The sequence below is a fragment of the Arthrobacter sp. 05T444 genome (assembly GCF_056395905.1).
This window is the reverse complement of the sequence record NZ_JBFTKK010000001.1, coordinates 247,011-267,506: the sequence shown is the minus strand read 5'-3', so window position 1 is coordinate 267,506 and position 20,496 is coordinate 247,011. Positions and strand designations below refer to the sequence as shown.

Annotated in this window: 19 protein-coding genes; 2 read left to right on the top strand and 17 right to left on the bottom strand. The window is 63.1% G+C overall.

The features are described 5' to 3' along the window. Positions 1-11: 11 nt before the first annotated feature. From ftsX to AC1DD3_RS01135, 10 genes are all read right to left on the bottom strand, one after another. Positions 12-926, bottom strand: coding sequence for a permease-like cell division protein FtsX (gene ftsX, locus AC1DD3_RS01180; RefSeq protein ID WP_230116959.1), 915 nt, complete (start codon positions 924-926; stop codon positions 12-14). Beyond that, a complete protein-coding gene (ftsE, locus tag AC1DD3_RS01175) occupies positions 923-1,750 on the bottom strand; it encodes a cell division ATP-binding protein FtsE (protein ID WP_476880793.1) in 828 nt (275 codons plus the stop codon). The genes ftsX and ftsE overlap by 4 nt, the downstream gene beginning before the upstream one ends. Before the next feature lie 273 nt (positions 1,751-2,023). Beyond that, positions 2,024-3,139: a peptide chain release factor 2 gene (prfB, locus tag AC1DD3_RS01170; RefSeq protein ID WP_230116961.1), complete on the bottom strand. Its 1,116-nt coding sequence runs from the start codon at positions 3,137-3,139 to the stop codon at positions 2,024-2,026. Between the two features lie 68 nt (positions 3,140-3,207). Continuing rightward, positions 3,208-3,696, bottom strand: a complete 489-nt coding sequence (locus tag AC1DD3_RS01165; protein WP_476880792.1) for a pilus assembly protein TadG-related protein — start codon at positions 3,694-3,696, stop codon at positions 3,208-3,210. Next, positions 3,693-4,250, bottom strand: coding sequence for a hypothetical protein (locus AC1DD3_RS01160; RefSeq protein ID WP_476880791.1), 558 nt, complete (start codon positions 4,248-4,250; stop codon positions 3,693-3,695). The genes AC1DD3_RS01165 and AC1DD3_RS01160 overlap by 4 nt, the downstream gene beginning before the upstream one ends. A 100-nt stretch (positions 4,251-4,350) precedes the next feature. After that, positions 4,351-4,746 (bottom strand): TadE family protein, encoded by a 396-nt coding sequence (locus AC1DD3_RS01155; RefSeq protein ID WP_476874650.1) that lies wholly within the window; start codon positions 4,744-4,746, stop codon positions 4,351-4,353. A 3-nt stretch (positions 4,747-4,749) separates the two neighbouring features. Then, entirely contained in the window at positions 4,750-4,956 is a 207-nt protein-coding gene (locus tag AC1DD3_RS01150) for a hypothetical protein (RefSeq protein WP_476880857.1), read from the bottom strand. Positions 4,957-5,080: 124 nt separating this feature from the next. Beyond that, a complete protein-coding gene (locus AC1DD3_RS01145; RefSeq protein ID WP_476880790.1) occupies positions 5,081-6,022 on the bottom strand; it encodes a type II secretion system F family protein in 942 nt (313 codons plus the stop codon). Next, positions 6,019-6,876, bottom strand: a complete 858-nt coding sequence (locus AC1DD3_RS01140) for a type II secretion system F family protein (protein WP_476874647.1) — start codon at positions 6,874-6,876, stop codon at positions 6,019-6,021. Before AC1DD3_RS01140 ends, AC1DD3_RS01145 begins: the two co-directional genes overlap by 4 nt. Then, positions 6,873-8,096, bottom strand: a complete 1,224-nt coding sequence (locus tag AC1DD3_RS01135; RefSeq protein ID WP_476880789.1) for a CpaF family protein — start codon at positions 8,094-8,096, stop codon at positions 6,873-6,875. The genes AC1DD3_RS01140 and AC1DD3_RS01135 overlap by 4 nt, the downstream gene beginning before the upstream one ends. A 194-nt stretch (positions 8,097-8,290) precedes the next feature. On the opposite strand from AC1DD3_RS01135, the gene AC1DD3_RS01130 reads away from it, so the two are divergent. Then, positions 8,291-10,417: an acyltransferase family protein gene (locus AC1DD3_RS01130; RefSeq protein WP_476880788.1), complete on the top strand. Its 2,127-nt coding sequence runs from the start codon at positions 8,291-8,293 to the stop codon at positions 10,415-10,417. Positions 10,418-10,454: 37 nt separating this feature from the next. On the opposite strand, the gene galE is transcribed toward AC1DD3_RS01130, so the two are convergent. Next, positions 10,455-11,474 (bottom strand): UDP-glucose 4-epimerase GalE, encoded by a 1,020-nt coding sequence (gene galE / locus AC1DD3_RS01125; RefSeq protein WP_476880787.1) that lies wholly within the window; start codon positions 11,472-11,474, stop codon positions 10,455-10,457. Between the two features lie 462 nt (positions 11,475-11,936). Between galE and AC1DD3_RS01120 the strand changes: the two genes are divergently transcribed. Further along, positions 11,937-15,014: a GH25 family lysozyme gene (locus tag AC1DD3_RS01120; RefSeq protein ID WP_476880786.1), complete on the top strand. Its 3,078-nt coding sequence runs from the start codon at positions 11,937-11,939 to the stop codon at positions 15,012-15,014. Positions 15,015-15,092: 78 nt separating this feature from the next. On the opposite strand, the gene AC1DD3_RS01115 is transcribed toward AC1DD3_RS01120, so the two are convergent. From AC1DD3_RS01115 to AC1DD3_RS01090, 6 genes are all read right to left on the bottom strand, one after another. Further along, positions 15,093-16,235, bottom strand: a complete 1,143-nt coding sequence (locus AC1DD3_RS01115) for a glycosyltransferase (protein WP_476880785.1) — start codon at positions 16,233-16,235, stop codon at positions 15,093-15,095. A 95-nt stretch (positions 16,236-16,330) separates the two neighbouring features. Next, complete coding sequence (locus tag AC1DD3_RS01110; RefSeq protein WP_476880784.1) at positions 16,331-17,431, bottom strand: acyltransferase; 1,101 nt, start codon at positions 17,429-17,431, stop codon at positions 16,331-16,333. After that, entirely contained in the window at positions 17,428-17,838 is a 411-nt protein-coding gene (locus AC1DD3_RS01105; protein ID WP_476880783.1) for a DUF2304 family protein, read from the bottom strand. The genes AC1DD3_RS01110 and AC1DD3_RS01105 overlap by 4 nt, the downstream gene beginning before the upstream one ends. A 4-nt stretch (positions 17,839-17,842) precedes the next feature. After that, positions 17,843-18,481: a glycosyltransferase family 2 protein gene (locus tag AC1DD3_RS01100; protein ID WP_476880782.1), complete on the bottom strand. Its 639-nt coding sequence runs from the start codon at positions 18,479-18,481 to the stop codon at positions 17,843-17,845. Between the two features lie 85 nt (positions 18,482-18,566). Next, complete coding sequence (locus AC1DD3_RS01095) at positions 18,567-19,061, bottom strand: hypothetical protein (protein ID WP_476880781.1); 495 nt, start codon at positions 19,059-19,061, stop codon at positions 18,567-18,569. Then, positions 19,058-20,398: a glycosyltransferase gene (locus tag AC1DD3_RS01090; protein ID WP_476880780.1), complete on the bottom strand. Its 1,341-nt coding sequence runs from the start codon at positions 20,396-20,398 to the stop codon at positions 19,058-19,060. Before AC1DD3_RS01090 ends, AC1DD3_RS01095 begins: the two co-directional genes overlap by 4 nt. Positions 20,399-20,496: the final 98 nt, after the last annotated feature.

The following is a 20,496-nucleotide window of genomic DNA, read 5'->3' as shown; positions in this document are numbered from 1 at the left end:
ATATGCATGGCCTATACCCTCAAGTATCGGCGGAGGGTCAACAGAGATGAAGTACCGGCCAGAACTACGCCCAGGCCGATGAGCGCCGGCGCCAGCAGCAGGGTCTGCGCTGGGGAGATAAATGCCGTGTCCGGGTACTGCTTGGACATGTATTCGCCGAGGAAGAAGTGCGCCACCGCCCAGAGGGTGCCTGACGCCAGCGCTGCACCGATCACGGCTGCGATAACGCCCTCCAGGATGAACGGCAGCTGGATCACCGTCTTTGAGGCGCCCACGAGCCTCATGATCCCGGTCTCGCGGCGCCGGCTGAAGGCCGACAGCCTGATGGTGGTGGCAATGAGCAGGATCGCGCAGACCGTCATGACGCCGGCGATGCTCACAGCCACCAGTGAGGCTGCGTTCATGACAGAAAACAACCGCTCCAGGACCTGCCGCTGGTCAATGACCGTTTCCACCCCGGGCTGCGAGGAGAAGGTTTCACTGATGATCTGGTACTTTTCCGGATCCTTCATGTTGATCCGGAAGGACGCAGGAAGCTGGTCCGGGGTGACGGAGTCCACGATGGGAGAGTTCGAGAACTGCTCCTTGAAATGCTTGTAGGCGTCGTCCTTGGACTCGAACTGGAAGTCGTTGATGTACTGGGAAACGGCCGGTGACTCAAGGAGCGTCCGCAAGTTGTCCTGCTGCTCAGGCGTCGCCGAACCCGAAGCGCAACCGGCCGCCGTCGAACCTTCACCGCAGAGGAAGACCGCTACCTGGACTTTGTCGTACCAGTAGCCCTTCATCTGGTTGATCTGCAGCTGGAGCATGCCGGCGGCGCCGACGAACGTGAGTGACACGAAGGTGACCAGGATGACCGAAACCACCATGGACATGTTCCGGCGCAGGCCGCTGCCGATTTCCCCGAGGATGAACTGGAGCCTCACAGCCGGCCCTCCCCTGAACGGTTGGATGTATGCCTTTCCGGCGACACGTTGCGTGGGTCGTCCGACGCGGGGAATCCCCCGCCGGCCTCCTCCCGGCCACTGGCATCGCGGAGCCTGCGGGACTGGCCGACGATCGGAATCATCGACGTGTACAGCGCGCGGGCTTCGTCGCGGATGACCACGCCGTTCTTCAGCTCCACGACGCGCTTGCGCATTTCATTCACGATGTCGTCGTCGTGCGTGGCCATGACCACGGTGGTGCCGTTCTGGTTGATCTTGTCCAGAACGCCCATGATCCCCATGGACGTGGTGGGATCGAGGTTGCCGGTGGGCTCGTCGGCCAGCAGGATGCCGGGACGGTTCACCACGGCGCGGGCGATTGCCACGCGCTGCTGCTCTCCGCCGGAGAGCTCGTGCGGCATGCGCTTCTCTTTCCCCTCCAGCCCCACGGTCTTGAGTACTTCGGGGACGGTGTCCCGGATGACGCTGCGGCTTTTGCCGATGACCTGCATGGCGAAGGCGACGTTCGCGAACACGTTCTTTTGCGGGAGCAGGCGGAAGTCCTGGAACACGACGCCGATTCCGCGGCGCAGCCTCGGAACGCGCCAGCTTGAGATGTTGGCGACGTTTTGCCCTGCGACATAGACGGTGCCGGACGTGGCGCGGTCTTCCTTGAGCACCAGGCGCAGGAACGTCGACTTGCCGGATCCGGATGCGCCGACAAGGAAGGCAAATTCACCACGGTCGATTTCAAGGGTGACAGAGTCCAGCGCGGGCCGGGTTGTCTGGTCGTAGACCTTGGTGACATTTTCGAATCGGATCATGACCCTATGTACCCTGCAGGACACGGCCCTGTGGGCCTGGTCTGCAACCGGTGCGGGGGCTTTCTCTTGGGGGAAGGAGAGCTCCGGCTTCTCGACTATACCTACGGGGGCAGGAACTCCCGGGTGAGTCAGAGGGGCGTGTCGCAGTATAGGTCGCAGTATAGAAGGTCGCTGTATTGAAAGTCGCTGTATTGAAACCGGAGGCCGGGCGGCTGGTGGGCGGCCTCCCGTCCGTCGCGCAGCCACGCCCGCGTTGCCGGCCGGCCGGCTCGCCTACTTGTCGGCGTTGCGGTTGTCGGTGCGCCAACGGATGCCGGCCTCGATGAAGTCGTCGATTGCGCCGTCGAACACTGCTGACGTGTTGCCCACTTCGTGTTCGGTCCGGAGGTCCTTGACCATCTGGTACGGGTTCAGGACATAGGAGCGCATCTGGTCGCCCCAGGATGCTTTGACGTCACCGGCGAACGCCTTCTTCTCGGCGTCCTCCTGTTCTTTCTTCAGCAAAAGGAGGCGGGACTGGAGCACGCGCAATGCAGCGGCGCGGTTCTGCAGCTGTGACTTTTCATTCTGCATCGACACCACAGTGCCGGTGGGGATATGTGTCAGCCGGACGGCGGAGTCGGTCGTGTTGACCGACTGGCCGCCGGGGCCGGAGGACCTGAAGACGTCCACCCGGATCTCATTGTCCGGGATGTCGATGGAGTCGGTCTGCTCGATGAGCGGAATGACTTCCACCGCCGCGAAGGACGTCTGGCGGCGGCCCTGGTTGTCAAAGGGGCTGATCCGGACCAGCCGGTGTGTGCCGGCCTCGACGCTCAGCGTGCCGAAAGCGTACGGTGCATTGACCTCGAAGGTGGCGGACTTAAGCCCGGCTTCCTCTGCATAGGAAGTGTCCATGACTGTGGTGGGGTATCCATGCCGCTCGGCCCAGCGCAGGTACATCCGGAGGAGCATTTCCGCGAAGTCGGCAGCATCGACGCCGCCGGCACCCGAGCGAATGGTTACCACGGCCTCGCGCTCGTCGTATTCGCCTGCGAGGAGCGTGACGACCTCAAGCTCCTTGAGGGACTTCCTGATCGACTCGAGCTCCGCGGCGGCCTCGCCCATCGAATCGGCGTCGTCCTCGTCCTGGCCCAGCTCCACGAGGACCTCAAGGTCGTCGATGCGGGAGACCAGCGTGTTCAGCCGCTCAAGTTCTGACTGGCGGTGCGACAGCCGTGACGTGATCACCTGAGCGGCTGCGGGGTCATCCCACAGATTCGGTTCGCCGGCGCGCTCGCTCAGTTCTGCGATGTCTTCCTTCAGCGCCTCCACGTTGGTGACGTTCTCAATGGAGGTGTAGGTGGCGCGCAAGGCGCGGATCTCTGCAGAAAAATCTATTTGAGCCATGGTGGTTTAAGCCTACGCTATCCGCCTCCTTCGGCCGGACGGTGGGATGGGCGGTAGGTGCGCGCACGTCAGCGAGTGAGCCTGGACCGCGCGGTGGAGGCCGCTTCAATCCGTATGCCGTCCGGCACGAGGAAGTTGACCACTGGAGGATGCACGGCCGCGCTGAGAACCACGACGGCGGTGGCACCGTCAGGCGTGCCGGTCGCCGGAGCGACGGCCAGCCCGTCAAAGCGCCCGAACGCACCGTTCCGGCTGAGGTAGTCAGAGGCGACGTTCCTGATGCGGTCCCCACTCAGCACGGCCGAAGGAGTGCCCCCGGCCGATTCCACCTGGCCCAGGGTGTAGCTGCCCGCGGCGGCAACGGACGCACCGTCCGCCAGGGACAGGAGCTTCTTGTGCTCGATGTAGAGGCTGGACGCGGCCATCACCACGGTGCTGACCAGGAGTGCCAACATGACGAATCCAATGATGAGCACGGTCATCTGCCCGTCTTCGGGCCCGGCGGCTACGCTGCCCTCAGCGGCGGCGGACGGTCGGCGCAGTACGGGGACACTCAACGGAACCTGCCCACAACTTGGGTCGCCGAGGCGTTCAGCTGGCTGGCGTTGAGGTGGAATGCTTCGCTGAAGGGGACAAAAGGCAGAGGCACGCTGAGATGGACCGTCACGGTGACCGCAGATCCCGCGGCCATGCAGTCCCCACGATCACAGCTCACTTCCACGCGGGCGTTTTCGGCGGGATGGCCGTAGTCCGCGATGGCCAGGACGGCTGCCTGCTCTGCTGCTGCCCGACCGGCCGGTTCGTCGGGTTGGGCCACGAAAACCTTAGCCGCCTGGTCTGCCGCGCCGACCACCGCGAATGAGCCGCCCTGGATCTGTGCCACGGTGATGATGAAGTACACCACCGGCACCATGAGGAGCAGGCCCAGGAACGTGAACTCGACGACAGCACTCCCCCGGTCCTCCAAGTCGGGCCCGCAGGACGGCTGCCGCGTTGCAGTGCCAGGCCCTGCATCCAGGACGGATTGCGCCCGCAGATCCGGGTCGGCGCCGTTCCCGCTTTGTTCCGGGACCCGGCGGTCAAGGCACAGCGCTTCGCGGAGGCGGCGCACGATTGGCCTTGTTAGGGGGCCAGTTAGAGTACCAGGCCGTGACCGGCGCCCGGACGGCGGCGACAATTCCCGCCTGGACCGTTCGGCTGCGGATGGCCGCTCAGTTGTTGATGGCCGCATGGCCCCTGACCTCCAGCAGGTCCCGCGGGCCGATCAGACCGATCACCGGCATCGGCGCCCGTACCGTTACTTCCAGTGTGCGCAGGCCCTGAAACGTGACTTCACTTGTCTGTATGTCCTGGGCGAAGTCGGCGTTAAGCGCAGTCCCGATGAGTTCGCCCGTGCGTTGCCGTGCATCAATGGCGCTGCGGTCCGCCAAGGTCCCGTACCGCGCGCCCGAAGCCGCGGCGTCGATCAACGTATTACGGACATGCAGCACCAGTGCGAGCTGAATGATGGCCAGAAAGAACATCGTGAGCAGCCCGCCCACCAGGACGAAGTCGACGACAGCAGAACCACGCTCGCGCTCGGAGCCGTCCGCGGCACCCAGGATCACGAGCTATTTTCCGACCGTGTCCATGGCCTGGTTGAACATTGCTTCAAGTGCCGGTCCGGCGAGCGCAAGCAGCGCAGCCACGAGCACCGCCGACATGAGGGTAATCATGACCCAGCCTGGAACGTCGCCCCGCTCCGCGTGATCGCTGTGGACCGTTTGGTCGCCGGGAGTCGGGAGCCTCGAGGCCGTCGATCTCCTGACGCGAGCCATCAGCGCGCCGAAAAGTGCGATTCCGTGCTTGGCTATGAATGTCATTTACTTCCCGTTTCTTTGCGATAGCGGTTGCTGGTTAGAGGAATTCGGTCTTCTGCAGGGCGGTCGGGTAGGGGCGGCATCAAAGGCTCAGGCTCAGCGCAGCGAGGCCGGGGAACACGGCGAAGACAACCGTGAGCGGCAACACTCCAAAGACCAGGGGAACCATCATGGCGATTTCTTTCTTTCCGGCGGACTCCATCAATTCGCGCTTGGCGGTGTCCCTGACGTCCTGCGCCTGGGCCCGCAGGACGTCAGCCAGGGGTGTGCCCCTCTCCACCGCGACGAGGATGCCGTCGACAAAGCGGATCAGCGGTCCGAGGTCCGTCCGGGCGGAGAACTCTTGAAGCGCTTCCACCAAAGGCTTGCCGGCACGCGTTTCTGCAAGCACTTTTTCGAACTCCTTGGACAGCTCTCCGCGGGCGCTTCTGCAGACCCGGTCCAGAGCACCGGTGGCACTTTCCCCCGCGCCCACAGCGAGCGCCATCAGCTCGGCAAGGCTCGGAAATTCAGCCATCATCCTGGTTTCCCGTTTTTTGATCTGGACTCCCAGCCAATAGTCACGGAAGAGGATTCCGCCCAGCGCGCTTCCGGCCGAAGCCACGACGGCCAGCACCGGACTAAATCTGCCGGCCGCGGCGCCCAAGGCGATGATGCCGACAGCCGCCACGAACCCGGACACAGCCCAGAGCAGTTGTTCGGCACGGAAATGAACAGGCGATTTGCTGATCCCGGCCTGCGCCAGTTTCCGGGCAAGCGCGGAGGTTCCAAGGTTGAACCTGGCCAGCTTCGCCATCCCGTCCCTGATAAGCGGACGCACAATACGTTCGAGCGGTCCGAAGGGCGTGAGGTTGTGGTCGGCAGCCCTCAGCAGGCGGGACTCCATGTTCTGGGATTTGAGCTGCGGTTCGATGCGTTCGACAAAGGTGGTGGGCCGCATGAACGGGAGCCGGACTAGCAGGAGCCACAGTCCGGCGCCAAGAACTATGCCGCACACGACAGCGGCGGCCGGGACGGTCGTCATCGCAGAACCCTCTCTTCCTCGGGCAGAGCACCGATCCGCAGCATGATGGAGTAGCAGACCAAGGAGACCACCAGCCCGCCGAGCAGGACCCCGGCCCCCATGGGGGTGTTGTAGGCGGCAACCGCTTCCGGGCGGCTCGCCAGCAACACCATCACGATCCATGGGGCGGCTACTGCGAGCCGGGCCGCGTTGACGGTCCAGGACTGCCGGGCTTCCAGTTCACTCCGGGTCCTGGCACTTTCGCGGAGGAACTCAGCCAGGGTCCCGAGCAGCTTGCCGAGATCCGAGCCTCCGACTTCCCTCGTGAGCCTGAGCGCCTCGATGATGCGATCGGCGACCGGATCAGCCAGGCGTTCCTTTAGTTTGTTCAGCGAGGCATCGAACTGGCCGCCCGCCCGATAGTCGGAGCCGAAGTCGCGGAACACGTGGCGGAGTTCCTCCGGCCCTTTCTCCCCCAGCTGAATAAGAGCTTCGGGCAGTGACAGCCCTGCCCTGATGGCGGATCTGAGGTGATCCACCACGTCTGGCCACAACCGCCGCAAAACTGCCGTCCGGCGTCGGGCCCTCCATCTGACCACCACCACCGGAAGCCAGGCCCCGAACAGACCGAAGCAGAAGGAAATCGGCCACGATTTACTCAGGACGAAGAACACCAGGGTTACGAATAATCCGAGCCCCAGGCAACTGCCGACGAGACCTGCCCCCGTGACCCTTTCAATGCCGGCGGCAAGCAGCAAATCCTGCAGGCGGCTGGTCCGGGGGTCGCGCTTGGCGGCCGCAGGCTGCTCCCAAGCCGACCACCAGATCAGGAACAGTCCCGCCCCGGTCAGCACGCCAAGCAGCGGCGCCGTCAACGGGACTCCAAGAGGGCCGCGACGTCGTAACCTGCCCTCGCGAACTTTTCGGCTGCGGGCATCGAGCTGGCTTTTGGCTGAAGCTGGCCGTCGGTCACGGAGAAAACCATGGACGACTCAATGATGCCGTTCTCGACGCGCCTGCCGAGGGAGAGGATCTCCGTCACCTGCCTGCGACCGTTCGCCTGCCGGCTGCAATGGACCACGAGGTCAATGCACGAAGCCACAGTCGGGACAACAAAGGCGCTAGATATGTTGTCGCCCGCCAGCAACGGAAGCGTGCAGATCTTGGTCACCGCGTCGTGCGCAGAGTTCGCGTGGACCGTGCACATGCCAGGAAGCCCCGAATTCAGGGCAATGAGCATATCGAGGCTTTCTGCTTCCCGGACCTCTCCGACCACCAGTCGGTCCGGCCGCATTCGGAGGGCCTCTTTGACCAGCCGCCGCAGCGGTATTTCGCCCTCGCCCTCGAGGTTGGGCTGGCGGCACTGAAGTCCCACGACGTCGCGCAGCGGAAACTGGAGTTCAAAGATTTCCTCCACCGTGATGACCCGCTCACGGCTGCCGATGCTGGCGGCCAGGCAGTTCAGCATGGTCGTTTTACCCGCCTGGGTGGATCCTGACACGAGAATGTTGAGGCCGCTGGCCACCGCTGCACCCAGAAACCGAGCAGACTGGGGTGTCAGGGTCCCCAGCTCAACCAGGTGCTCAAGGCGGCTCGCCTTGACCACGAACTTACGGATATTGATGGCCCAATGGCGTCTCGTCACGTCCGGGATGACCACGTGGAGCCGAGACCCGTCCGGCAGCGCTGCATCCACAAACGGTGAGGACATGTCCAGGCGCCGCCCAGAACTCTTCAGCATTCGCTCCACGAGGTCCCGAACCTGCTGGTCCGTGAGGCTGAGCGACGTCAGCTCGGACTCGCCGTTCCGGGCCACGTAAATTTCGGTGGGGGCGTTCAGCCAGATTTCCTCGATGTTCGGATCATCCAGAAGAGGCTGCAGGGCACCGAAGCCGGCAACCGCGTCGAAAACGAACCTGCGGGCCAGCTCCAAAGGGCCGAGGGGCGGAAGCGGTCCCATCAGGGCACGCTCGTCGTAATCACTCACTGCCGCGTCCACCAGCCGCCTGACCTCGCCGGTCTGCCGCAGTGGATCAAGACCACGCCTGCGAATCAGCTCCCGGACTTCGTCCTCGACTATCCGTACAGCATCCATGCGTTCCCCCGAACGACTTCCGCCCCCAGCGGAGACAGTCCAATTGGGTTAAAGCTAAAGGATGGCGACCCCCGAATGAAGTCATATGGGGGAAGTTGTGGATAAACAGGAACTACGCTCCGGCCGAGAGGCAGACAGCCAACCGGAGGTCTGCATTCGCGGCGTCAAGCTGCTTCGCGATAAAATTGCTCGTTGTGTCAGCAACCAGGATCCTAGAAACGCCAGAAAAGCGCCCGCACGCAGTCCGCGGGCCTCTGACGACGAGCCAATTTCAACCTGAAATCCAAGGTCTGCGGGCTATCGCCGTCGTCATTGTCGTGCTGTACCACCTCTGGCCACAGCGGTTGACCGGCGGCTATGTCGGCGTCGACGTCTTCTTCGTTATTTCCGGTTTCCTGATCACTGCGCACATGTATCGCGAAGTCCGGGACGGTTCAAAAGTAGGACTCACTCGGTTCTGGGCCCGGAGGATCCGTCGGCTGCTCCCCGCTTCGATACTGGTCCTGCTCGTGTCGCTGCTCGGAGTCTTCTTGTGGGTCCCCTCGACTCTCTGGGAAGTTGCTGCCCGTCAAATCGGCGCCAGTGTCCTGTATGTCCAGAACTGGATCCTTGCCGGCGACTCCGTTGATTACTCGGCACAGCATAACGACGCCTCAGCCGTCCAGCACTACTGGTCGCTCTCGGTGGAGGAGCAGTTCTACTTCGTCTGGCCCCTCCTGGTGGCGGCGCTGCTGTTCGTTGCCGGACGGCCCCCGGTTGCCAGGCGTTTGGGCCGTCTTGGCTCACCCAGAGCCATGATGATTGCAGGTATCACGGCAGTCGGCACCGCATCGCTGGTCTATTCAATCGTTCTGACGGCACTAAATCCCTCGGTCGCCTACTTTGCAACCCCCACCCGCGTCTGGGAATTCGCCGCCGGCGGCCTGATGGCCCTCGTCTTCAATGGAAGGCAATACTCCGGACGGCTGTCCTCGGCTCTCGCCTGGGCCGGACTGCTCCTGATCGCCTTTTCGGCGCTCACGTACGACGGCGGCACCCCCTTCCCCGGTTGGACAGCCGTGGTTCCCGTGGCCGGAACAGCCCTCGTACTGGTCTGCAGCGGGAACACTGCGGTCATGAACGCGCGTTGGTGGCTCTCCCGGAAGCCCATGACGTTTTTGGGCGATGTGTCCTACGGCCTATATCTCTGGCACTGGCCGCTGATCGTCATCGTCCCGTTCGTCCTTGGCCACGCGCTGACCACACCAGAAAAATTTCTGCTTTTGCTGGCATCGATCCTTCTGGCATGGATCACCAAGCTGACCGTTGAGGATCCGTTGCGCCGCGGCCGGGCACTCAAGACTTCCCCGCGGGCCTACGCCTTCACGGCAGGCGGCATGATCCTCACCGTCGCGTTGTGTTTTGGCCTGACGGCATCCGCCTACTCAACGCCGAGCGCTGACCGTGCGGCTGAGCTTGGAGACTGCTACGGACCTGGAGCACTGGTTCCGGCTAATGGCTGCGGTCCGGTCGTAGGCAAGGAGTCACCGAGCCCCGCACCCGCGCTTGTGGCCAAGCAGAATACGCAGCCCCTTCACCCGGGGTGTCAGGCCGACGCCGTCGGGACTGACATCGTGAGTTGCGATTTGGGGGTGGACGCCGCACAGGCGCGGGAAACAGTGGCCGTGGTCGGTGACTCCCACGCGACAGCCTGGTTCCCCGCCCTTGAGACGCTGGCAAAAGACCGCGGGTGGCACATCAAGACCTACACCAAGAGCTCCTGCCCCGTCACGGCCGCACTTCGCGTCCAGCCGGGGGAGAAGACCGATTCAAATCAACGTGACTGTTTCGCTTGGGGACAAAACGTGACTGACGAACTGGTGGCGGACAAGAAGATCACCACCGTCTTCGCCGCTTCCTACTCCACTGCCTTTACGTTCATGTCCCCAGACAACAAGAAGCTGCAGAACCCCGCCGTCGACGGATTCGCCGAAGTGTGGCGTCACTGGATGACCGCGGGCAAGCGTGTAGTGGTCTTCGATGACGTTCCGCGGACCAACGGCGAGTACGTTCCTACCTGCCTCGCACGCCATCAAAATGCACTTGATTGCGCCGTTCCAGTCGGCAAGGCGTATCCCGCCGGCACTGCCATCACCAACGCCGCAAAGGCCATGGCTTCCGAGGGCGTGCACCGCATCAACCTTCGTGACCAGTTTTGCGACAAGGCCCTTTGCTACCCTGTTGTGGGCTCCATGATTGTCTACAGGGACTTCTCCCACGTCAGCGCTGAGTATGCACGGGCACTCGCTCCGTACATAGCCAAGCAACTCCCCAAGCCCTAGCCGTCCGGGCCATCCTGCCCGGCAAGCAACGGAACAATCAGGCTTTTCCTGCGTAGCCGAACGGGTTTGAACTCTGCCAGCGCCAGTGATCCCGGCACATCTGTGCAAGGTCCCGGTGTGCAGACCAGCCCAGGTCGGCCAGAGCCGCCGAGGCGTCGGCGTAACTTACTGCCGCATCGCCGGGCCGCCGGGGCGCGAACTCGTACGGAATGGGATGCCCGGCCGCGGCGCCGAAGGCCTCGATGACTTCCAGCACGGAGGAGCCCCGTCCGGTCCCGAGGTTCCACCGGAAAGCGCCGGTCTTGGTCTCCAGGTAGTGCAGGGCGGCCAGGTGGCCGGCCGCGAGGTCCATGACGTGGATGTAGTCCCGCACTCCTGTGCCGTCGGGCGTGGGATAGTCGTTGCCGAACACCATGACCTTCTCCCGGCGGCCCACCGCCACCTGGGCCACGAACGGCAGCAGGTTGTTGGGAATGCCGTGCGGGTCTTCACCGATCCGCCCGGATTCGTGCGCACCCACCGGATTAAAGTACCGGAGCAATGCGATGCTCCAGCGCGGGTCCGCCGCGCTCAGGTCGGAGAGGATGTCCTCGATCTGTTCCTTGGTCCTGCCATATGGATTGGTGGCGTCCAGCGGCGACTTCTCGATCAACGGGACGTGCTCCGAAGCGCCGTACACCGTGGCGGACGAGCTGAAGACCAGCCGCCGTACGCCCGCCTTCTCCATGCTCTCCAGCAGGTTCAGCGTGCCCACAACATTGTTCTTGTAGTACCAGAGGGGCTTCTCGACCGACTCCCCCACGGCCTTGAGGCCGGCGAAGTGGATAACGGCGTCGAAGCCGCCTTCCGCGAACACCTCGTCGACGGCGTCCGCGTCCAGAAGGTCGCCCTCACGGAAATCCACTTTCTTGCCGGTAAGCTCCTCGACCCGCCGCACCGCCTCGACACTGGAATTCATGAGGTTGTCCAGCACCACCACCTCATGCGCATCCTCAAGCAGGCAAAGTGCGGTGTGTGATCCGATATAGCCGGCGCCCCCGGTGACCAAAACTTTCATGGCCACAAGTCTAAGGGCCCCGCCCGGCATTGAATGGCAGTTAGGCGGAGCACCGTGGTCCGAACTGGACAAACGTCACAACAGTCACATTCGTCACTTCCCTACCGCCGATGCTAGGATTGCCGCGACCATCGCTGCCGGTGTGAAGAGGGGCTCAGCTCGGGGGAACAGTCCAGCACCTGACGCCTCTTCAGCCGGCAGTTTAAGGCTACGGAGTACTAGATGAATCGTTCCTCGAACAGCAGTCTGACCCCAGCCCTCGTTCTGAGGGCCAGGCGCCTAAGTCTTCTAGGGGGCTCGGCTCTTCTATCTGCGATGCTGTGCATCGGCGGCGTACTCCCTGTTCAGGCTGCTCCGGCACCGCCCGAAGGCCCGAGCCCTGGCAGCACTGCCGGACCTCTAACTGATGCCGCTGGAGCAACAGAAGCGTCCACGGAGGAGCCCGCACCCCCGGCAGTTGATATGGAAGCTCTCCGGGCGGAAATCGGAAAGAACGGCTCTTACATGGGCCAAGGCGCCAAGAGCCGTTCCGCCCAACTTGTCAGGCAGTCCGGAACAGCGTCGACGTATGCATTGTCCCCGGAAGCCGCCAACACGTGGATGGCTCCGGGCATTCAGGGCCTTGATGTCAGCAGCCACCAATCCGCTGTCAATTGGGCGGCCCAGTTCAACCTCGGCGCCAGGTTTGCCTACGTTAAGGCGACGGAGGGGACCACGTACAAGAGCGAAACCTTCGGGTCCCAGTACGACGGAGCAGCGGGCGCCGGCCTGATCCGCGGCGCCTACCACTTCGCTCTCCCAAATGTATCGACGGCGTCCGCCCAGGCCGACTACTTTGTGAACAATGGCGGCGGATGGAGCGGGGACGGCAAGACAATGCCGCCCCTTCTGGACATTGAGTACAACCCGTACCCTTCGCTTGGCAACACTTGCTACAACATGAGTCAAGCGGCGATGGTCAACTGGATCGCTGCCTTTTCTAACAGGGTTCTGGCCAGGACAGGCCGGCTGCCCATGATCTACACCACCACTGACTGGTGGACCACCTGCACCGGAAACTCCGGCGCCTTCAGCAGGCAACCGCTGCATCTTGCCTCTTACTCGCGCTACGTGGGCAACATGCCCAACGGCTGGGGAACATACAGCGTCTGGCAGTACAGCAGCACCGGCCCGTTCGCGGGCGACTCGAATGCCTGGAACGGCACGCTCGCCGGGCTGCAGAAGTTTGCATCCCAGGCAGACGGCGCCGTGCCTACACCGTCCATCACGTCCTTGGGAGACGTGGTTGCAGCGGACGCGTCGGGCATCCTGTGGGACTATCCTGCCGCCGGGAGCGGAACATTTCGCACGCGGAAGCAAATTGGCCAAGGTTGGAGGGGCCTGCGTTCGATCAATGCCATCGACTGGAACGCCGATGGTGTCCTGGACCTCGTCGCCCAATGGGATTCGGGCCGCGTCAACGTCTATCTGGGGATCGCAGCAGGCGGGTTCGCCACGGGCCCCGTGCTAGCGGCGTCGGGGTGGAACAACTACCAACTGACGATCGGCTACTGGCTGAACAGCAGCTACTTTCCGCAGGTCATGACACGGGATGATGCAGGCGGCCTGCGCCTGTGGCGCAATGCCTCGGGTTCAGCACTCAGCGCCGGAACCTCCATCGGCCAGGGCTGGGGCGGACAGAACCTGACCATGATCGACTTCGACGGCGACGGCAATCAGGACATCCTCGCCCAGAACTCCACCGGCGCACTCCGTCTGTTCCGTTCAGGCGGCAGTGGCGCCTTCCTGTCCGAGGCCCGCACGACTATCGGCAGTGGCTGGAACAAAATGACGAGCGTTACGGTCACCACGAATTTCAACGGGGCCGGAACGAACGGCCTCATGGCGCGTAACACCGAGGGCCAGCTTTCTTACTATCCGGTGCCCGGCAACTCAAGGTGGGGCATCGTCACGAGCATCGGCGTCGGCTGGAACGGCTACCTCATCGCGGGCGGCGAGACCATCAACACCACCCCGCCGCCTCCGGCGCCGGTGCCCACGCCATCTATAACCGCGGCCACTGACGTCGTGACCATAGATGCAGCGGGCAGCCTCTACCGCCGCGCCACAGGCACAGGATCCATGGGAGCCGCCACAAAGATCGGCACAGGGTTTACAGGGCTCGCTTCCGTTCACGTTGCCGATTGGAACGCCGACGGAATCCAGGACCTAGTCACGTTCAGCACAACGGGAGTGCTCGGCGTCCAGGCCGGGCTGTCAGCCGGAGGCTTTGCCGGGAGGACCGTTTTGGCGTCAGGCCTTTCCGGCGCGGACGTCACGGTGGGCCCCTGGGTCCGGACTTCCAAGTATCCGGGCGTGGTTATCCGCACGGCTACCGGCAACCTCCAGTTCTACCCGAATGCATCGGGGGCAGGCCTTGGCCCGGCCACCAGCCTCGGTTCCGGGTTCGCCCGGATGCATGTGTCCATGACCGATGCAGACGGTGACGGCAACCAGGACGTGGTCGCCGTTGACTATCTGGGACGGATGACGCTCTTCCGTTCCAGCGGCTCAGGAGCGCTTGTCGCCGAGTCCCGGAAGCTCCTTGCCACCGGGTGGAACACGATGAACAGCATCAGTCCTGCCAAGGGCTTCACAGCCCCGGGTTCACATGGAATTCTGGCGCGGGACCGTGCAGGAACACTGAACTACTACCCCCTGAACCAGGGCGCCCTGGGCGCCAAGTCCGTGCTCACGGCAGGCTGGGCCGGCGTCCTCATTTCCGGAAGCGCCCTCCTGGCCTCAGAGCGGGCGATCACAAGCACAGCGGATGTGCTCACAGTTGATTCGGCAGGCGGACTATGGAACCGCCCGGCAGGCGGCTCTGCGGGCGTCGGCGGCGCCTACCAGATTGGGATCGGCTGGTCAGGAATGAAATCGCTCAACGTTGTGGACTGGAACAGCGATGGCGTTCCGGACGTCCTGGCCCAAAAGTCGACCGGCGCGTTAACCGCTTATCTGGGGTCGGCGTCGGGCGGATTCCGGGCACCGGTTACGGTCGCCGCGGCAGGATTCGCACAGACAACCTTTGTCTCGGGCAAATGGATGTCCGGAACAAGCTATCCGGGGCTGGTGGGCTACGGCACTAACGGTGAATTGAACTACTGGGCCAATGGTTCCGGAGGCGCCATCAGCGCTCCTGTCAGGATCGGCATCGGCTGGGGTGGCCTCAGGCTGGCCATGGTCGACTTCGACTCCGATGGAAAGCAAGACCTTCTGGCGGTCAACCCAGCGGGCTCCATGAAGCTCTACCGCTCCACCGGATTGAACAAATTCATCCCGGAAACCAGAAAGGTAGTTGGCTCCGGGTGGCAGAACTTCCGCCAGTTCTCCGCCACCGCCGGCTTTGCGGGCGCTGCCAGCAAAGGTGTCCTGGCGGTGCGGACCTCCGGAGAGCTGCGCTACTACCCGGTACTCGCCGGCAGCAGGTGGGGAACGGCGTGGACGGCAGGGTCGGTGGGCGCGGCGGCACTCGTTTCGGCGTCGTCCGCGGCGGGTTAGACGCCGGCTGCAGGCAAGAACGGCGGCTCCCATTCGGGAGCCGCCGTTCTTTAATGGCGTCGGCGGGCTTGTAACAGCCTAGGCGCGGGCGTGCCGGGACCCCACGATGTCCTCGACCGCTTTCTGCCAGGCCATCACCTGGGTCTGGGCTGAGAGCGGCCGGGCTGCAGCATCCGCAGCCCTCTTCCACATTGATATCTTTTCGGCGGTTAGGCCATGGAGTGTTTCGCGCAAAGAGCCGGCAGAAAAATCGGGGGTCACGGCGCCCAATCCGTACTGCTCCACGAGTGACACCATGGCCGGTGATGGGCCTACGATCAAGCCGATGCGCGCCTGGACGGCTTCGAAGAACTTATTCGGCAACGCGTTCTTGAGATTGAAGTTGGTGGGCGGCAGGAATACGAGTGAGACGTCGTATTCGCTCAGGGTGGACACCAGCTGGCTGTACGGCACAGGGTCGCGGAAGCGGATCGCCGGCACTGCTGCAGCCTTCTCTTTGAGCTCAGTGACGTAATCCGGCTCGTTGGGCATGACGATCATGTCAAGGGTGAGCCAATCCGGTGCGTCCCGCATTGCCTCGATGAAGTTTTCAAGCTTCCGGTAGCGCTGCCCGGCAGCGCTGTGGATCAGGCGCACCGGCGAACTGACAGGGCGCACGTCCCGCTCGGAGTATGGTGCCGCGTTAGTCACGACTCCGGCCGCCACGCCGTAATCCTTGGTGTACTCGTCCGCGATGCCTTGCGAGACGGTGGTGACGGAGGCGGCGAGGGACAAGTAGCGGCGGCAAAGCCATCGCATGAACGGTGCAACGAACAGGCGCCATTTCAGATCGTCCTCTTTTTCGCGCGGTGCGAACTCGTGGAGGTCTGAATGGACGCCGAGCCGTGGCTGGAGCTCCAGCGCCAGCGGCAACGTGTTCAGGTCATTCGCCAGAATGACGTCAAATTCGCCGCGCGGCAAGATCTTCCGTGCAGCCGACACGGCAGTCAGTCCGTCATAAACGCGGGAATAGCGGCGGGACACGAGGCCCAGCTTGTCCGACGGCCAGCCGCGCGAATCATCGGGCAAAGGGAAATGGCCTTCGGTTCCCTCCGGGGCCCCACCGTAGGCACACGTGAACACCCGGTACTTGTCCTTGAACAGCTCGACCTGCTTGAGGACCCTCGGATCCGAGCGTATGGGTGAGAAGGTCAGGATCAGCAGCGAGGGGAGCTCAGTCATATGACTCATTATCCCAGACGCCCGCGCGCCTGTTAGCCGGGGACCTGACCTGCCGGCCTCCCCTGGGGCGAATGCGCGGGGGACGGCCGGAAGGACTAGAAGATGCTTCTGAGCAGAGGAACGCGGCGCGCGGCCAGCGAAACGGCAAAACTGCCAACCACTGTCACGGCATAGGCAGCGAAGATGGCGGCCAGAGATTTACCGGCGGCAACTTCCGGAAATTGAAGCCGGATGACTTCAAAGATGACGAGGTGTACCAGGAAGACGCCGAAAGTTGCATTCGACAGCGCCACGATTGCCCTGCCCGCCCGCTTCACGGTGAGCTTGGCCGTGAGGGACAGCGTCACGACGAACACGCCCAGCGCTGCGAGGGCCACGAGCACGCCAACGTAGGAAACGGAGGAAACCGCATCGAGGAGCGGAAAGACGCCCTTATGGCTGTAATGCCAAATGGCTGCCGCTATGAGGCAACCCGTCGCCACAGCGGCAAGCGCCAGCTTGAACCCCTTGAGCCGGATATCCTTCAGTGCATAGCCGGCCAGGAAGTAACCCACGTAGGGCATCCAGTGGGTGAGGAAGTTGAGATGAATCGGGCGCGAAATGCCAAAGAGGCTGAGGATTCCCGGAATCATGTAGAAGACCAGCGCAGCGGCAAGAAACGATGCGGCGGCAGTCGCAGCCCTTACTCGGCCGCCGCCCCGCAGGAACGACGCCAAGAATGGCGCCACGGCGTACAGCCCGGCGATCAGCCAGAGAAAGTAGAGCTGGGTGAACACCGACCCGTCAACCAGCAGCTGCAGAATCCGCGGCAGCGGGATAACTTCGCCGCGCATCCAGAACCGCACGCCAACCAGGTAAATGAGGTTCCAGGCGATCAGCGCCGGTACCAGGCGGGCCGCTCGACGCCGATAGAAAATCCCAGGGCTCTCTGTGAGTTGCTTGGACCCAAGCATCAGCGCGCCGGAAATCATGACGAACACAGGCACAACCCAGATCCAGCCCACGTCGATCGCCATCGCAATCCACCACGCACGGCTGTCGCGCGGCGCGCGTCCAACCATGTGGCCGAAAACATGGATCGCCACAACTCCGCAGATACTGGCGATCCGCAGTATGTCGAGGCCAAAGTCGCGTGTACGGGGCCGCTCGGAAATGCGGGTCCCGCTCAGTTGCGTGCCGGCCTGAACCGAACTCATTGTCCCCCGGTGGCCGGTGGTGTCAGACGCCGGTGGCCCTGCGTGCCCTCGCTCTGGGGCTGCTCTGCCTTGCCGGGGAGTCCCACCTCATCCAAGGCTATCCTGCGCGACAGCTTCGTAAGCGTCGCCTCCATATGACGGAACCGCTGGTACGTGGTGGCCATGAACACCAGGAAACTCACCACAAGGCCGTAAAGGACCAGGTCCGTTCCACGGCCGATGCCCAGAAGCCTGGCCACCCGCGTCAACAACTCAGGGAAGAAAATGGAAAACGCAGCCACCAGGGCAAAGAGCACCAGCATGATGCGCCGGATGGCCAGGTGCCGGGCGTTGGACCCTCCGCGCATAAGTGCCAGCGACATGACTACAACGGCCAGGACAAGAACTATCTGGACAATAATCTGCACAATTTCACCTAAAAAAGAGATCAGCGACGATATTGACCGAGTTCAACAAGGACTGGCCCTTCGATTTGGAATAGTCCGTATAGACGATTTCAACCGGTTGCTCGACCCAGCGCGGGTTCATCTCCGCAAGCTGGTGGACAAGTTCAGAAGCGTGCGCCATCCGATTTTGCTGCAGATTGATGCCCCGGGCAACGCCTGGGCTGAACGCCCGCAGGCCGTTGTGCGCGTCGGTGAGGGCCATGCCCGTCGCCATGCGCGACTGTACGGCGGCCGTCCTCAGGACAAGTCGCTTCAGCGGCGTCAGCTTCGTCCTGTTATCGAGGAACCTCGACCCAAGAACGACGTCGGCCTCCCCTGAACGTATGCGGTCTGCCATAGCCATCGCGTCTGCCACGCGATGCTGTCCGTCCGCATCAAAGGTCACGATGCAGTCCACCTCAGGATCCTGAAGCGAATACTCAATGCCTGTCTGGAGCGCCGCGCCCTGCCCCAGATTAACTGGATGCTGGACGACCACTGCCCCGGCCTGCCGTGCCACGTCCTGGGATCCGTCCGTGCTGCCATCGTCGACACACACAACGTTGGGAAATTCTCCGCGCAGCCCCTCGATGACCGTGCCGACGACGGACGCTTCGTTGTACATGGGGATGACTATCCAGGTTCGACTCACGCGTCAAGTATTCCATAGGCGCCATGGCTTAGGCTCGCCCAAGACTCCGTGCCGGAGCTCAATCCCGGACCATTCGCCGGAGCACATGCAACATGGCGATCGGACCATGAACCAGTTCGGCGTCTGTTCGTTTACGCAGCTGCCATACGGTACGGTCTGCGAGGAGGTCAGCGGCCACCACGATGTCGGAGCCGCACAAGGTGTCGCGCAGGTCTTTCCGTCGCGCTACTGCACTGGCCAGTCGGCGGGACTCCATGTTGTCCCGTGCCAGCCGGCCGGCAATCCCGACAGGCCCTGGTTTCCCGGCAGCGTCCGCTAACAATGAAATCACCCGCCCCGCGGGCGATTTTTCGAGGGTAACCACCTTCACCCGTTCATCTGCCGGAGTGACTTGGGGCCCGTCGTCGTATGTATAAACGACGGTTCCCGTCATCTGGCAGCCGTTTTGGTCTGCGAGCGCGGTAGCCCGGCTCCACAAATCGTCCATCACGGCCTGCGGATGAGCGCCGCGTCCGACAAGGATGCTGAGGTGCAGCGGTTTCTGCCCGGTCATACCTGTGTCCTTTCCTCGCGCGCGGGCATGGAGCGCGCGCTGTGACCCGCGATGGCGCGGAGTTCTGCAATTACGGGTTCCAGGATCGTGCTGCGGAGGAACTGCTGTCCGTAGGCCCAGGCCGCGTCCCAGCGTTCATCGTCCGGGTCTTGCAACGCCTCAGCACATTCCCGAAGTGCCTGCCCGATGCCTTCAGCAGTGAGCCCTTTCGCCGGAAACCACAACGGGTAGTCACGGAGCAGGTCAGTGGCGGCATTTTCCATGTCATGGACCGAAACGATCGGCAGGCCCGTGGCCAGGTACTCCGTGGTCTTGCCCCCAGTGACGTATTTGCCGGTTGAAAGCAGGAGGACAAGTGCATCCAAAGTGCCGTAGAACCCGGCGACATCCCGTTTGGAGATCGGGCCGTCGTACCGAAGCCCGTTGCGGCGGGCTTCGCCAAAGATCTGGAGAATCTCAGCGCCGGCGGCCCCCGAAGCGCTCAGCTTCCCGCGGAAGACAGCTTCGGCACCGGGCGTATCCCCGCCGAAAGCCCTGTCCCAGCCGTCCAAGAATTCCTGCAAGGGCATGTTTACGTACTGAAGCGTGCCCAGGTAGCCGAAGCGGGGATGGTCGGTTCGTTGCACCGCCCGTTTGGCATGACCGGGCTGCGGATCGAAACCGTTGGCCACGACGCGCATATTTTCAGCCGATTCCGGGTACCGCCGGACGTATTCGTCCCTGATCTGGCTGTTGACGAACCAGACTTGGGCGGCCTCCCTCAGGTATTGCGCCTCGCGCTGTCCCAGCGCACTGTCCGGTCCGAAGTCTTCCGCACCGCTGATGGTGTTGAACGCCCAAGCATCGCGATAGTCCAGGACGTACGGGACGCCATCAAGCGCCCGGGCAACACCAAATGACACGTAGGGGCTGGCGGAAGCCATGACCAGGTCGACGGGTTTTTCGGCGTGGACGCGTCTGGCAGCCGAGGCAGCGGGTTCCAGCCAGGAGCCATGGAAATCTTCAGGAAAGTTGCGGCGGCTGCGGCGGCGCAGCGCTTCCTTCCACAGGTAGGGCGCCTCGATCCTGAAACGGGAGAAGCGGCGAAGGTCACCCTTGGCTGGCTGCTCGGCCCCGCCGTCGTCAACTGCGACGACTTGGATGCGGGGATCGATCGACTCGGCAAGCTTCTCGTCCACTCCCGAGATCTGGGACCAGACCTCGGGGTCCACGGTTATAACCGTCACGTCCCAGCCGTCGTGGGCGAAGGCATTGGCCACAGCCGTGCAACGATAAACAGACGACGCGGTGCTGGGTGGAAAGGCGAAAGCTATATATAGCAGGTGGGGCTTGGTCATTATGCAGTTCCTGACACTGTGGCGATGATGTTCCATTGCTTTGCCTTCCGCCGGGCCTCTCCGACGAAGGTCTTGGCTACATCTGCACAATCGAAGAG

Bases quoted from the DNA above. Each gene is read 5' to 3' on its own strand.
- ftsE (WP_476880793.1), bottom strand. From the start codon at position 1,750: ATGATCCGATTCGAAAATGTCACCAAGGTCTACGACCAGACAACCCGG.
- prfB (WP_230116961.1), bottom strand. From the start codon at position 3,139: ATGGCTCAAATAGATTTTTCTGCAGAGATCCGCGCCTTGCGCGCCACC.
- AC1DD3_RS01150 (WP_476880857.1), bottom strand. From the start codon at position 4,956: ATGGCTCGCGTCAGGAGATCGACGGCCTCGAGGCTCCCGACTCCCGGC.
- AC1DD3_RS01145 (WP_476880790.1), bottom strand. From the start codon at position 6,022: ATGACGACCGTCCCGGCCGCCGCTGTCGTGTGCGGCATAGTTCTTGGC.
- AC1DD3_RS01135 (WP_476880789.1), bottom strand. From the start codon at position 8,096: ATGGATGCTGTACGGATAGTCGAGGACGAAGTCCGGGAGCTGATTCGC.
- galE (WP_476880787.1), bottom strand. From the start codon at position 11,474: ATGAAAGTTTTGGTCACCGGGGGCGCCGGCTATATCGGATCACACACC.
- AC1DD3_RS01120 (WP_476880786.1), top strand. From the start codon at position 11,937: ATGGAAGCTCTCCGGGCGGAAATCGGAAAGAACGGCTCTTACATGGGC.
- AC1DD3_RS01115 (WP_476880785.1), bottom strand. From the start codon at position 16,235: ATGACTGAGCTCCCCTCGCTGCTGATCCTGACCTTCTCACCCATACGC.
- AC1DD3_RS01110 (WP_476880784.1), bottom strand. From the start codon at position 17,431: ATGAGTTCGGTTCAGGCCGGCACGCAACTGAGCGGGACCCGCATTTCC.
- AC1DD3_RS01100 (WP_476880782.1), bottom strand. From the start codon at position 18,481: ATGTACAACGAAGCGTCCGTCGTCGGCACGGTCATCGAGGGGCTGCGC.
- AC1DD3_RS01095 (WP_476880781.1), bottom strand. From the start codon at position 19,061: ATGACCGGGCAGAAACCGCTGCACCTCAGCATCCTTGTCGGACGCGGC.
- AC1DD3_RS01090 (WP_476880780.1), bottom strand. From the start codon at position 20,398: ATGACCAAGCCCCACCTGCTATATATAGCTTTCGCCTTTCCACCCAGC.